Genomic DNA, 13252 nt, shown 5'->3' with positions numbered 1-13252 from the left:
ATTGATCCGCCCGCCCCGAAAGCTGAACCTTTGATCAAATCGCCTTGAAGCCCCGCCCCACCCCGCCTAGGGTCTGCCCGCGACAGGAAGCCGGCCGGACAGTTAGCCGGAAGGACAGTTTGCCGGAAGGACAGGCGGGACCCGATGGACCAGACGACCAAGAAGGGGATCGGCCTGCTGGCTGCGGCGATCTTTGCCTTTACCGCGATGGATGCGCTGGCCAAGCACCTGGTGGCGCTTTATCCGACCGCGCAGGTGGTCTGGGCGCGCAACATCGGCCAGCTGATCTTTGTCATGCTTTACCTTGGCCCGCGGCTGCGCCTGGCGGTCAAGACGCGCTTTCCCGGCCTGCATCTGGCGCGGTCCCTGACGCAGCTGGGCGCCACGGCCTTGTTCTTTCTGTCGCTGACCCAGATCGGCCTGGCCGAGGCCACGGCGCTGGCCGGGATCAACCCGGTCCTGATCACCCTGGGCGCAGCACTTTTCCTGGGCGAGAGGCTGACCCGCGCCCGCATCCTGGGCCTTGGGATCGCCATGGTCGGCGCGATCATCGTGATCCGGCCGGGGATGGGCGTCTTCAGCGCGGCGGCGCTTTTGCCGATCCTGTGCGCCTTTTCCTATGCCGGCAACATGCTTTTGACCCGCCGCGTTGGCGCCCATGAAAGCCCCTGGGCCGCGATGTTCTATTCCGCCCTGTTTGGCACCCTTGTGACCAGCGCGTTCTTGCCCTGGGGCTGGCTGACGCCGACCCTGCCCGACCTGGGGCTTTTCGCCGCCGTGGGTCTGCTGGGCGCGGTGGCGCAGCTTTTGACGATCAGGGCCTATTCGCTGACCCAGGCTTCGGTGCTGGCGCCTTTCGGCTATCTGGACATGGTGTATGCGCTGTTCTGGTCGGTCACGGTCTTTGGCCAATGGCCCGATCTTGCGACGCTGGGCGGGGCGCTTGTGATCGCGCTCGCGGGGATTTATGTCTGGCGCAAGGAAACGGGAGCGTAATTTGGGCTGGCGCCAGGACTGGAGCGAACGCGGACAGAACCTTTTCGCCCTTGCGGTGATCGGCCTGTTGCGCGCCCTGCCTTACCGCTGGCGCGTGCCCCTGGGCGGCTGGGTGCTGCGGCGCATCGTCGGGCCGCTGGCGGGCTATGACCGGCGCATTGCGCAGCATCTGGGCCTGATCTGGCCCGACCTGCCCCCGGCCGAGGTCGCCCGCATCACCGCCGGGGTTTGCGACAACCTGGGGCGGACGCTGGCCGAGCTATACTCTCCGGCGGCCTTCAAGGCGCGGGTGGCCAATGCGCCCTTGCGCGGCAGCCTGGACAAGGTGCTGGAGGCCCAGGCGCGCGGACAAGGCGTCATCCTGATCTCGGGTCATTTCGGCAATCACGACATTGCGCGTGCCATGCTGGACGGGCGCGGGCATCCGGTGGCGGCGCTGTATCGGCCGCAGTCGAATGTGGCCTTCGACAAGCATTTCTCGGCGACGATCCGGGCGATTTCCCAGCCGCTTTTCGGGCGGGAAAGGCGAGAGCTTGCGGGCCTTGTCACCCATCTGAAGAAGGGCGGCATCCTGGGGGTGCTGATCGACCAGTTCTATCACCAGGGCGAGGATCTGGATTTTCTGGGCCGCCCGGCGCGGACCTCGACCGCGATGGCGGCGATGGCCTTGAAATACGACCTGCTGTTGGTGCCGGTTTATGGCATCCGCCAGCCCGATGGCCTGTCCTTCGAACTGGTCGTCGAAGAGCCGATCCCCCATACCGACGCCCGCACCATGACCCAGGCCGTCAATGACAGCCTGGGCCGCATGGTGCGCCAGCATCCCGAGCAGTGGTTATGGACCCATCGCCGCTGGCGATAAGTCTGTTGGGGTTATGGACCCATCGCCGCTGGCAGGCAGCTTGGCGACCTACAAATGATCGCGCAGCAGGTGCAGGACGGGTTCAGAGGGCACATCGGCGGCCACAAAGGCCTCACCGATGCCGCGGGCCAGGATGAACCGCAACTGGCCGTCGACGACCTTTTTATCCTGCGCCATCAGGCCCAAAAGCGCCTCGGCCCCCGGCAGATCGCCCGGGATGTCGGAAAGGTCGCATTTCATCCCCATGGCCTTCAGATGCGCCCGCACGCGGCTGGGCGCCTCTTGCGAACAAAGCCCCAGCCGCTGTGACAGTTCAAAGGCCAAGGCGCAGCCGATCGCCACCCCCTCGCCATGCAACAGCCGATCAGAATAGCCCGTGGCCTTTTCCAGCGCGTGACAAAAGGTATGGCCCAGGTTCAAAAGCGCGCGGTCGCCCTCTTCGGTCTCGTCGCGCTCGACGATTTCGGCCTTCATCTGCACCGACCGCGTGACGGCATGCAGCAGCGCCGAGGGGTCGTGGCGCAGGCGGGGGGCATGGGTCTCCAGCCAGTCGTAAAACCCCGCATCCCCCAGAAGCCCGTATTTCACCACCTCTCCGTAACCGGACAAAAGGTCGCGTTGCGGCAGGGTGGACAGGATCGCGGTATCGGCCAGAACCAAACTGGGTTGGTGAAAGGCGCCGATCAGGTTCTTGCCATGGGTCGAGTTGATGCCGGTCTTGCCGCCCACCGAACTGTCCACCTGGGACAAAAGCGTGGTCGGCAGCTGCACAAAGCGCACCCCGCGGCGCAGGACGGCGGCGGCAAAGCCCACGAGGTCGCCGATCACCCCGCCGCCAAGCGCCACCACGATGTCCTTGCGCTCGACCTTTTGGTCCAAGAGCCAGTCCACACAGGTCGCGAAATGCGGCCAGGATTTCGTGGCCTCTCCGGCCGGAAGCGTCAGGGCGGTGTGGGCGATGCCCTCGGCCTCTAGCGCGGCCTGCAGGGTGGCCAGATGCAGGGGCGCCACGGTGGCATCGGTGACGATGGCCACGCGTTTGCGGCGCAGCAACGGCGCGATCTCGGCGCCCGCGCGGGACAAAAGGCCCGGCCCGATCCGCACATCATAGGACCGGGCGCCAAGGTTCACCCGGACAAGATTCATGGGGGCAAGGGTCATGGGGGCAAGGGTCATTCCGTCTCCGCGGGTTTGAAGGCGCCCGATCTTGTGGCGCCCGATCTTGTGGCGTCAGACTTGGAGGCCTCGGGGGCATAGACATCGGGCCGCGTCGCAAGGGCCTGGGCCACCCGTTCGGCCATCTCTTCGACCGAATAGTCGGGCGCGGCATCCACGGCGAGGTCGGCCAGAGCATAGGACGGCAAGCGCGCCTCATAGAGGCCGCGCAGGGTCTCACGCGGGTTGGGGGTGCGCAGCAGGGGGCGCGTCGTCTTGTGGCGGACGCGCTGCCACAACAGCTCCAGATCGGCGCGCAGCCAGACCGATACGCCCGCTTGCTGGATCAGCGCCCGGTTGGCCGGCGCCAGAAAGGCCCCGCCCCCCGTCGACAGCACACAGGGCGCGCCATGCAGCAGGCGGTTCAGCACCTCGGTTTCGCGCGCCCGAAAGAACGGCTCGCCATCGCGTTCGAAAATCTCGGCGATGGATCGGTGGGCGGCCTTGACGATCTCTTCGTCCGAATCAAGGAAGGGCACCGCCAGCGCCCGGGCCAGCGCGGTCCCCACCGCCGTCTTGCCCGCCCCCATCATGCCCACAAGGACCACGGTCTTCTTCAACACCGGCGTGTTCCCCCTTTCCCCCATCCCCAAGGCAAGATAATGCCGCCTCAGGGTGCAACTTTATGTCCTGAATGGCGTGAAGTCGCGACAAAAGCCATATATATTCGTATGCGAAGAGGCCCGGAAGCGGCCTCGGTCCGAGGCAGTCAAAGGGGCGCGAAATGGGACGTTTGGTCATGGCTTTGGTCGTGCTGGCATTGCTTGGGGTCGCGGGACTGGCAGCCTATGCCTATCTGGCCGACCTGACGCCCGCCCAATCCGAGGTCAAGGTTCCGGTGACGCTTCATGCGGACTAAAGCCCTTGTGCTGGCCCTGATCCCCAGTCTGGCCCTGATCCCCGGTTTGGCCCAGGCGCAGGAAACGCCGCTGTCGGCCATCGACTGGCTGTCGCAATCGCTCGCCACCCCGGTCGTGCAGCCCGTGACGCCCGAACCGCCCGTGACGCCGCAAACCGAAGAGGGGGTGTCGACCCAGACCCTTGGCGCGCCGTCGACCGATGGGCTGGGGCTGCTGACGCCGCTGACCACCGGCTTTCCCCAGGCGCTGTGGGGGGCTGCGCGGCTGGAGGACATCGGCGCGCTTCTGGCCGACCGCGGCCCCGATCTTCCGGCGGTCGAGGCGCTGTTGATCAGCCTTCTTTTGGCCGAGGCCGATCCGCCCATGGGCATCCCCCGCGGCGAAAGCCTGTTCCTGATGCGGGTCGACACGCTGATGGACCGGGGGGCGCTGGATCAGGCGCGGGCGCTGTTGGACACCGCCGGCGCCACCCGCTCTCCCGAGATTTTCCGGCGCTATTTCGACGTGACGCTGTTGATCGGCGACGAGGACCGCGCCTGCAAGGCTCTGGCCAGCGCGCCGGGCCTGTCGCCTGCCCTGCCCACCCGCATCTTTTGCCTCGCCCGCGCCGGAGATTTCGCCACGGCGGAACTGACGCTGGACACCGCCCGCGCGCTTGGCAATGTCACGGCGGAAGAGGCCGTGCTTCTGGCGCGCTTCATGAACCCCGACCTGGACGAGGATGCGGTATCCCCCCTGATGCCGGAACCCGTCACGCCCCTGATCTTTCGCATGTATCAGGCCATCGGCGAGCCCCTGCCGGATACCAGCCTGCCGCTGGCCTTTACCTATGCCGATCTGGACGCCTCGGCGGGCTGGAAGGCGCAGCTGGATGCGGCCGAACGGCTGTCGCGGCTGGGGGTTGTGGCGCCGAACCTGCTGCTGGGGCTTTACACGCAGGAAAAGCCCGCGGCCTCGGGCGGGGTCTGGGACCGCGCCGCCGCGGTTCAGGCGCTGGAGGCCGCCTTGGCCGCCCGCGACCCGCGCCTTGTGATGCGCGCCCTGCCGCCCGCCTGGGCGCTGATGCGTCAGGCCGAGCTGGAGGTGCCCTTTGCCACGATCTATGCGCCCGACCTTGCTGGGATGGCGCTGACCGGCGAGTCTGCGGCGGCGGCGCGCGATATCCTGCTGTTGTCGCCCGATGCGCCGAAACTGACGGTGGGCCTGACCTCGGCCGATCCGGCAGGCGCCTTCCGCCTGGCCTTGGCGCAGGGCGCGCTTGCCGGGGTGACGCCGGTCGATGACACCTCGGCCGCCATCGCCCGTGCCTTCACCGCCCCCGAGGTCCCCTTGCAGATCCAGGCGCTGATCGACCAGGGCCGGGTGGGCGAGGCGCTGTTGACCGCCCTGCCCCTGATCCGCGCCGGCGCCTCGGGCGAGAACCATGCCCTGGCCGAGGGGCTTTCGGTGCTGGTCCGCCTGGGCCAGGTCGAACCTGCACGGCGCGCGGCGCTTCAGGTGCTGCTTTTGGACCGCAGGGGCTAGGATGGCCGATCCGGCACAAGCGATCTCTGCCTTCCTCTCGGCCGGGGCCGCCGAAAAGAACGCGGCGCGCAACACCTCGCTGGCCTATGGCCGCGACCTGATGGACTTCGCCGAACACTGCACCGATCTGGTTCAAGCCTCACGCGCGGATGTCGAGGATTACCTTGCCCATTGCGACGCCCAGGGCCTGTCCAAGGCGACCCGGGCGCGCAGGCTGTCATCCATCAAGCAGTTCTACCGCTTTGCCGTCGAAGAGGGCTGGCGCACCGACAATCCCGCCATCCGCCTTTCGGGTCCGGGGGCGTCCCATCACCTGCCCAAAACCCTCTCGCCCGAAGAAGTGACCGCGCTGATCGACCAGGCCGGCCAGATCGGCCGCACCCCGCAAGACCGCCGCCGCAACCTGGCGCTGATCGAGCTGCTTTACGCCACCGGGCTGCGGGTGACGGAACTGGTGACGCTGCCCATCGCGGCGGTCAAGGGCGATCCGCGGATGATCCTGGTGCGCGGCAAGGGCGGGCGCGAGCGTCTGGCCCCGCTGTCCGACCCCTCGCGCATCGCCGTCACCTTCTGGCTGCGTGACCGCGAGGCGCAAGACGACCTGGCGCGGCGCGCGGGCAAGCCGGTCAGCCGCTATCTGTTTCCCGGCCCGGGCAAAGAGGGCCATATGACGCGCCAGCACTTCTTTGTGCTGCTGAAGGACATGGCCTTGCGCGCGGGCATCGACCCGACCCGGGTGTCGCCCCATGTGCTGCGCCATGCCTTTGCCACCCATCTGCTGGCCGGTGGCGCGGATTTGCGGGTGATCCAGACGCTTCTGGGCCATGCCGACCTGTCGACCACCGAGATTTACACCCATGTCCTGGAAGACCACCTCAAGGACCTGGTGCTGAACCACCATCCGCTTGCCAAGAAAGCCCCGGAGCTAAAGGAATAACATGGACTGGATCGCCGCAAACCTCGAACTCGTGCTGACCGCTTTGGCCGTCACCGCGCTCCTGGTGATCTCGGCCTTCTTCTCGGCCTCGGAAACCGCCCTGACCGCCGCGTCGCGCGCCGGGCTGAAGGGGCAGGCCGACAAGGGCTCGCGGGGCGCCATCGCGGCGCTGGGGGTGTCAGAGGACAACGAGCGCATGATCGGCGCGCTTTTGTTGGGCAACAACGTCGCCAACACGCTGAACGCGGCGCTGACGACGGCGCTGTTGACCGGCATCTTCGGGACGCAAGGCGTTGCGATTGCCACCGTCATCGTCACCGTCCTGGTCCTGGTCTTTGCCGAGGTCCTGCCCAAGACGGTGGCCATCCTGAACCCGGTCGCCGTCTCGATCCGCGTGGCCCCGGCGATCCGGGTGCTGATCGTGCTGTTTTCGCCCGTGGTCTCCACGGTCCGGGCCCTGGTGCGCGCCATCCTGCGCCCCTTTGGCCTGAACCCCGATCCGGGCAGCCATATCCTTGCGCTTCGCGATGAAATCGCCGGCGCCATCTCGCTGGGCCATTCCGAAGGCGCGGTGGAGAAAGAGGACCGCGACCGGCTTTTGGGCGCCTTGGACCTGTCGCACCGCACGGTCGACGAGATCATGCGCCATAGGCGGAACTGCGAGATGGTCGATGCCGACCTGCCCCCCGATGACCTTGTGGGCCGCGTCCTGGCCTCCAGCCACACCCGCCTGCCGCTCTATCGCAACAGCGACGAGAATATCCTGGGCGTGATCCATGCCAAGGACCTGTTGCGAGAGGTCGACCGCCTGATCCACCTGCACCCGACCCGCGAAGAGGCCTTGGCGGCCTTGGACGTGGTCAAGGTGGCGATGAAGCCCTATTTCATCCCCGACACCACGACGCTGGACGAACAGATGCGCGAGTTCCTGAAACGGCGCACCCATTTCGCCTTGGTGGTCGATGAATATGGCGGGCTGCAGGGGCTGATCACGCTGGAGGATATCCTTGAGGAAATCGTGGGCGAGATCACCGACGAATTCGACAAGGTGGACAATGCCGCCAAGCTGAAGCGCGACGAGGATGGCGCGGTGACGGTCGAGGGCGCCATGACGATCCGCGACGTGAACCGGGCGACGGATTGGAACCTGCCGGACGAAGAGGCCAACACGATCGCAGGCCTGGTGATCCACGAGGCCCAGATGATCCCGGTGCAAGGCCAGGCCTTCTCCTTCCACGGCTTCCGCTTCGAGGTGGTGACACGCCGCGAAAACCGCCTGACCCGGATTCGTATTCGCAAGCTCTGAAGCCGCGGCCCGGCCTGCCTTGAGGCCTGCCTTGAGTCCCGCAACTTGGCCCCCGGCCCTTGACGTTTGCGCCCCGCCTGCACGGAAACCGGCGGCCAACGGGGCGCAGCCTTCGGGGCACAGCCCTCTGAACGCAGCCCCCTGAACACAGTCCACACGGCGCAGGCACCGCGTCAAGGCTCCGGGTCAAGGCTCCGGGTCAAGCCCGGAGCGCGGCGGGCCGCAAACCGGACGGCCAAGCTCAGGCCCAACCCCGCCGCAAGAAAGCCCGCCCCCCCTTTCACATTGACTCAAATATCTCCGGGAGGTCCGGAGGGCGGCGCCCTCCGGGGGTGCCACAAGCCCTAGCGCCTCCCGAAAAGCCCGCCAAGGATGCCACGCACCATGGCTTTTCCGGTCTGCGTGCCCATCTGACGCGCGAAACTCTTCGCAAAAGCCTCGCCCAGGCTGTCCGATCTGGAACTGGCGGGGGACCGCGCTGCGGCAGCCGGCGCCGAGGGGCTCGATGCCCCGTAGGCGCCGCCCCCCACGCCGCCGCCCCCGATGGCGCCCCCCCCGATCCGGCGCGCCGAACTGTAGACCGGAGCCCCAGTCCCTGCCCCACCAGACACAGCGGCCCCAGGTTCTGCCCTGTCTTGCACAGCGGCTGCGGCGGGCTGCACCACGCCCGCCCGCGCCTGCAAAAGCTCATAGGCGCTCTCGCGGTCCACGGCCCGCGCATATTTCGCGGCCAAGGCCGATCCCGCGATGACCGCCGCCCGCGCCTCCGGCGAAATCGGGCCCAGCTGGCTTTGCGGCGGGCGGATCAGGGTGCGTTCGACCACGCCCGGGATGCCCTTATCCTCCAGGAACGAGGTCACGGCCTCGCCCGTCCCCACTTCGCGGATCGCCGTCGCCGTATCGAACCGCGGGTTGGGGCGGTAGGTTTCCGAGGCCTTCTCCAGGTCCTTTTGATCCTTGGGCGTGAAGGCGCGCAGCGCGTGTTGCACCCGGTTGCCCAGTTGCCCCAGGATCGCTTCGGGGATATCGGCCGGGTTCTGGCTGATGAAATAGACCCCCACCCCCTTGGAGCGGATCAGCCGCGCCACCTGTTCGACCTTGGACACCAAAGCCTTCGGCGCATCGTTGAACAGCAAATGCGCCTCGTCGAAAAAGAACACGAGCTTCGGTTTGTCGGCATCGCCCACTTCGGGCAGGGTCTCGAACAGCTCGGACAAAAGCCACAACAGAAAGGTCGCATAAAGCTGCGGCGTCAGCATCAGCTTGTCAGCGGCCAGCACGTTGATCAGCCCGGCGCCTTGCGCATCGACCCGCATCAGATCGGCCAGCTCCAGCGCCGGTTCGCCAAAGATCGCCGCCCCGCCCTGGTTTTCCAGCACCAGAAGTTGCCGCTGGATCGCCCCCACCGAAGTCCCCGCCACAAGGCCATAGCGGCGCGAGATCTCTTCGGCATGTTCGGCCACAAAGACCAACAGCGCCTGCAGGTCCTTCAGGTCCAGCAAAGCCAGCCCCTCTTCATCCGCCAACCGGAAGGCGACGTTCAACACGCCTTCCTGAACCTCGTTCAGGTCCAGCATCCGCGCAAGCAGCAGCGGCCCCATCTCGGCGACCGTGGCGCGGATCGGATGGCCCACCTGGCCCCAGATGTCCCAAAAACAGACCGGATATTGCCGATAGGTCAGTTCATAGCCGATAGTGGCGGCGCGCTTGGCAAAGGCCTCGTGCAGCTTGTGGGTGGCGCTGCCCGCAGCCCCGACCCCCGACAAGTCCCCCTTCACATCCGCCATAAAGACCGACACACCGGCGGCCGAAAACCCCTCGGCCAGAACCTGCAGCGTCACGGTCTTGCCCGTGCCCGTCGCCCCGGCAATCAACCCATGCCGGTTGCCGTATTTCAACAGCAGGTTTTGCGGCAGCCCATAGGCCTCGCCGCCGCCGCCTGCAAAAATCCGGTCTGCGGAAATCCCGTCCATTTTTAATCACCCCGGCCACTTTTTGTTCTCTTTCGCTCGGGCGGATAATACATCCTTAACCATTAACCGCCATAACCAACTCATCGGGCCTGCGACCCTCTGGTTGCCGCCCGGTGACTTCCTCCCTGTCAGACTGCCGCACCTTCGGGTGCGGCTTTTTTCTGTCCTCACGGGACCGGTCTTGTCTTCACGAGCCCCCTCTCTTCACGAGCCCCCTCTCTTCACGAGACCGAGAGGAAATTGACACAACCTGTCACAAAGCCTGTTGACGCCTGATGCGTCCCGACATAACGTCCAATCCATGAAGTCGGCCAGTCCGACAGGGAGCAATAAAGACATTGAAAAAGGCCCGCTCTGCCGCGGGCCTTTTTCCTTTTTGGGGCCCGATTTTCCTGCTTGGTCAAAAGCTTCGCCGTTACCGCTCACATCTGCGCAAGCCAGGTGCGCAAAGCCCGCCTATCGTGCGAAATGGGCCTGACGGCGGGCGCGGTGCATGGTAAAGCAGGCGCGAATTGACCTTCCGCAGGACACCGATATGACCCGTCTGCCCGCCTTGGCCGCCCTCTGTTTCGCAAGCCTTTCCCTGGCAGCCCTTCCCGGCGCCGCCCAAGAGGCCACCGCTGATTCGGCCGCCCCCGCCGCCCCCGCCGTGCCCGAAGTGTCGATGGGCATCCCCGCCATGCCCGATGCCACCACCGCCCAGCCCGGCCAGCTGTATCTGGCCGCCAAGTTCGAGACCTGGGAACAGCGCTGCATCAAGGCCACCGAGGGCAAGGACCCCTGCCAGCTGTATCAGCTGCTGCTGGGCGCCGATGGCAGCCCGGTCGCAGAGATCAGCTTCTTTGGCCTGCCCGCGGGTGGCCAGGCCGTGGCCGGTGCCACCGTCGTCGTGCCGCTGGAGACGCTGTTGACCGCAAACCTGCGCGTCAGCGTCGATGCCGACCAGGGCAAGCTTTACCCCTACAGCTATTGCAACATCAACGGCTGCGTGGCCAAGGTCGGCTTTACCGCCGATGAGGTCAAGGCGATGGAAAACGGGAACCAGGCGACGTTGACCATCGTTCCGGCTGCGGCCGCCGATCAGACGGTAAAGATCGCCATCTCGCTCAAAGGCTTTACCGCGGGCATCGCGGCTGTCGCACAATAAGCGGGCGGCGGGGCAATCATCCCGGCTGCAGCACCAGAACTGCGTTCAGGCCGCCAAAAGCGAAAGACGTCTTGATCACGGCCCGGGGGGAGACCCTGCGGGCCGTCGTCACAAGATCGACCGGGGCGGCAGGATCGGGGCCGATAAAGCCCGCCGTCACCGGGATCGTCCCCGCAAGCCCCAGCAGCACACCCAGCAATTCGACCGCGCCCGAGGCCCCGATCAGGTGGCCATGCAGGGATTTCGTGGCCGTCACCGGGATATCGCCAAAGACCGCCCTGATCGCCGCCGCCTCGCAGCGGTCATTGGCCTGGGTGCCGGTGCCATGGGCGTTGACATGGCCGATGTCGGCGGGCGTCAGGCAGGCATCCTGCAGGGCCGCGCGGATCACCGCCTGGGCCCCCTCGGCCGAGGGCGCGACCATGTCGCCCGCCTCTGCGCTCATGGCGAAGCCGGTGATCTCGGCCAGGATCTGCGCGCCGCGGGCAAGGGCATGGGCACGGTCCTCCAGCAAAAAGACGCCCGCGCCCTCGCCCATGACCATCCCGTCGCGGCCCATGGAAAACGGGCGGCAGGCGGTGGGGGACAGGACGCGCAGCCCCTCCCACGCTTTGATGCCGCCGAAGGTCAGCATGGCCTCGGCGCCGCCAGCCAGCATCATCGGCGCCCCAGCGCGGACCATCTGAAAGGCCAGACCGATCGCATGGGTCGACGAGGCGCAGGCGCTGGCCACGGTGAAGGCGGGCCCGGTCAGCGCCAAGTCACGCGCCACCAGCGACGGCGCCGCCGAGGCCATCAGACGCGGCACGGTAAAGGGATGCACCCGGTCGCGCCCCGCCTGATAGACCGCGCGATAGGCGTCATCGGTGGTCTGCAAGCCCCCCCCGGCCGACCCAAGGATCACGCCGGTCCCCGGGTCAAGGTCCACCCCCGCCACCGCCGCACGGGCCGAGGCCACGGCCATCGTGGCAAAGGGATCGGCCCAGGCGCCAAGGTCCAGATCGGGCACCTGCGCCTTTGCCCCGATGCGGATCGACAGCCGGTCTAGGTCGGGCAGGTCCAGCGGCCCGATGGCCACGCGGCCCTCCGCCATCGCGGCCAGGGTCTGCGCCAGATCACCCAGCGGGGTCACAGCCCCTGCGCCGGTTATCACCACCCGTCTCACGACAAGCGGGCCTCGATCAGGGTCAGGAAATCGCCCAAAGTGGCGGGCGCCTGTTCCGCCTCATAGGGCAGCGCGCGGTCAAAGGCCTCTTCGATGGCGAAAAGCGCCTCGACCATGGCGACGGAATCCAGCCCCTGCGCGGCGGGGGGAAGCGACAGGTCCAGCGCCTGCACCGGGACCCGCGCCTGAGCGGCAAGGATGGCAAGAACCCGGTCGCGGATCATGGCTTGGCCTGGCGCGGCAAACGGCGCAGCGCCTTTTGCATGGCGATCTGGGTCTCCATCCGGACGGCGGGATAGCCCAGCAGCACGCGGCCCGCCGGCGCATTGGTCATGATCAGCGTCCCCGCCCCGGTGATCACATCATCGCCCACAAAGACATTGTCCACCACGCCCACCTGCCCCGCCAGCACAACCCGGTTGCCGATCCGAGAGCTTCCGGCGATGCCCACCATGGCGCACAAGAGGCAATCTTCGCCGACCTCGACGTTATGGGCGACATGGACAAGGTTATCCAGCTTGGTCCGGTGGCCGATCCTTGTGGCGCGGATCGTGCCGCGGTCCACGGTCGAATTCGCCCCGATCTCGACCCCGTCGCCGATTTCAACCAAGCCAAGCGAGTGGATGCGCTCCCAGGATTGCGGTTTGATCTCTGCCCTGACGCCAAGGGTCTGGCGGATCTCTTCGACGCCTGAGACCTCGGGGGTGACGAAAGAGAACCCGTCGGCGCCGATCACCGCGCCGGGGCCGCAGATGAACCCGTCGCCGATGATGACATGATGGCCGATCCGCGCGCCCTCGTGGATCAGGGCGTCGCGGCCGATCACCGCCCCCGCACCGACCGAAACATGAGAGGCGATGCGCGCCCCCGCCCCGATGCGCGCGCCGGGGCCAATGACGACAAAGGGGCCGATGGCCGCGCCCTCACCCACCTGGGCCGAGGGGTCGACCACGGTCATCGGATGCACACCGGGGGCAATCGCCGGACCGGGGTCCAGGGCCCGCGTCAGCCCCGCCATGGCCAGCCGGCCCCGCGGCGCGATGATGGCCGCTTGCAGCCCCATGCCGCGCCAGTCCGCACCCGGCCAGACCACCGCCGCCCTTGCCTGCCCCGCGGCCAAGCCTTCGGCATACCGCGGGCTCATCGCCAGGGCGAGGTCGTCCGGCCCCGCCGTCCCAGGCTCTGCCGCGCGCGCGATCACAAGGTCGCCCGCCCCCTCAAAGGGCGTGCCCATCGCCGCCGCGATCTGTGCCACGGTGAACATGGC

The 13252-nt window shown here is 67.1% G+C and carries 13 protein-coding genes; 7 read left to right on the top strand and 6 right to left on the bottom strand.

The window, feature by feature from the left end:
- Window positions 1–144: 144 nt before the first annotated feature.
- Both NX862_RS03305 and NX862_RS03300 read left to right on the top strand, forming a co-directional pair.
- A complete protein-coding gene (locus tag NX862_RS03305) occupies window positions 145–996 on the top strand; it encodes a DMT family transporter (RefSeq protein WP_264492441.1) in 852 nt (283 codons plus the stop codon).
- Window position 997: 1 nt separating this feature from the next.
- The gene (locus NX862_RS03300) at window positions 998–1858 is read left to right on the top strand and encodes a lysophospholipid acyltransferase family protein (protein ID WP_264492440.1); all 861 of its coding nucleotides are present in this window, start codon (window positions 998–1000) and stop codon (window positions 1856–1858) included.
- 48 nt (window positions 1859–1906) lie between these two features.
- Here the strand turns inward: NX862_RS03300 and aroB are convergent, their stop codons facing one another.
- A complete protein-coding gene (gene aroB, locus NX862_RS03295; RefSeq protein WP_264492439.1) occupies window positions 1907–3019 on the bottom strand; it encodes a 3-dehydroquinate synthase in 1113 nt (370 codons plus the stop codon).
- Window positions 3020–3030: 11 nt separating this feature from the next.
- A complete protein-coding gene (locus NX862_RS03290; RefSeq protein ID WP_413694527.1) occupies window positions 3031–3660 on the bottom strand; it encodes a shikimate kinase in 630 nt (209 codons plus the stop codon).
- A gap of 137 nt (window positions 3661–3797) precedes the next feature.
- On the opposite strand from NX862_RS03290, the gene NX862_RS03285 reads away from it, so the two are divergent.
- From NX862_RS03285 to NX862_RS03270, 4 genes are read left to right on the top strand one after another with little or no spacing between them, the layout of a single operon-like run.
- A complete protein-coding gene (locus NX862_RS03285; RefSeq protein WP_264492437.1) occupies window positions 3798–3932 on the top strand; it encodes a hypothetical protein in 135 nt (44 codons plus the stop codon).
- Entirely contained in the window at window positions 3922–5457 is a 1536-nt protein-coding gene (locus NX862_RS03280; protein WP_264492436.1) for a hypothetical protein, read from the top strand. Before NX862_RS03285 ends, NX862_RS03280 begins: the two co-directional genes overlap by 11 nt.
- A gap of 1 nt (window position 5458) precedes the next feature.
- Window positions 5459–6394 (top strand): site-specific tyrosine recombinase XerD, encoded by a 936-nt coding sequence (locus NX862_RS03275; RefSeq protein ID WP_264492435.1) that lies wholly within the window; start codon window positions 5459–5461, stop codon window positions 6392–6394.
- Between the two features lies 1 nt (window position 6395).
- Window positions 6396–7700 carry an HlyC/CorC family transporter gene (locus tag NX862_RS03270; RefSeq protein ID WP_264492434.1) on the top strand — a complete coding sequence of 435 codons (1305 nt, stop codon included), beginning with the start codon at window positions 6396–6398 and terminating at the stop codon, window positions 7698–7700.
- A 344-nt stretch (window positions 7701–8044) separates the two neighbouring features.
- Here the strand turns inward: NX862_RS03270 and NX862_RS03265 are convergent, their stop codons facing one another.
- The gene (locus tag NX862_RS03265) at window positions 8045–9673 is read right to left on the bottom strand and encodes a helicase HerA-like domain-containing protein (protein ID WP_264492433.1); all 1629 of its coding nucleotides are present in this window, start codon (window positions 9671–9673) and stop codon (window positions 8045–8047) included.
- A 535-nt stretch (window positions 9674–10208) separates the two neighbouring features.
- Between NX862_RS03265 and NX862_RS03260 the strand changes: the two genes are divergently transcribed.
- Window positions 10209–10820, top strand: coding sequence for an invasion associated locus B family protein (locus tag NX862_RS03260; RefSeq protein WP_264492432.1), 612 nt, complete (start codon window positions 10209–10211; stop codon window positions 10818–10820).
- 16 nt (window positions 10821–10836) lie between these two features.
- Here NX862_RS03260 and NX862_RS03255 read toward each other — a convergent pair whose 3' ends face one another.
- Genes NX862_RS03255 through lpxD form a run of 3 tightly spaced genes read right to left on the bottom strand, consistent with a single transcriptional unit; the run spans window position 10837 to window position 13249 of the window.
- The gene (locus NX862_RS03255; protein ID WP_319800861.1) at window positions 10837–11973 is read right to left on the bottom strand and encodes a beta-ketoacyl-[acyl-carrier-protein] synthase family protein; all 1137 of its coding nucleotides are present in this window, start codon (window positions 11971–11973) and stop codon (window positions 10837–10839) included.
- A gap of 8 nt (window positions 11974–11981) precedes the next feature.
- Window positions 11982–12209, bottom strand: a complete 228-nt coding sequence (locus NX862_RS03250; RefSeq protein WP_264492430.1) for an acyl carrier protein — start codon at window positions 12207–12209, stop codon at window positions 11982–11984.
- Complete coding sequence (lpxD, locus tag NX862_RS03245; protein WP_264492429.1) at window positions 12206–13249, bottom strand: UDP-3-O-(3-hydroxymyristoyl)glucosamine N-acyltransferase; 1044 nt, start codon at window positions 13247–13249, stop codon at window positions 12206–12208. The genes NX862_RS03250 and lpxD overlap by 4 nt, the downstream gene beginning before the upstream one ends.
- Between the last annotated feature and the right edge of the window lie 3 nt (window positions 13250–13252).

The sequence above is a fragment of the Stagnihabitans lacustris genome (assembly GCF_025950525.1).
In the GTDB taxonomy this organism is placed as follows: domain Bacteria; phylum Pseudomonadota; class Alphaproteobacteria; order Rhodobacterales; family Rhodobacteraceae; genus Stagnihabitans.
This window is presented reverse-complemented; position numbering and strand designations above follow the sequence as displayed.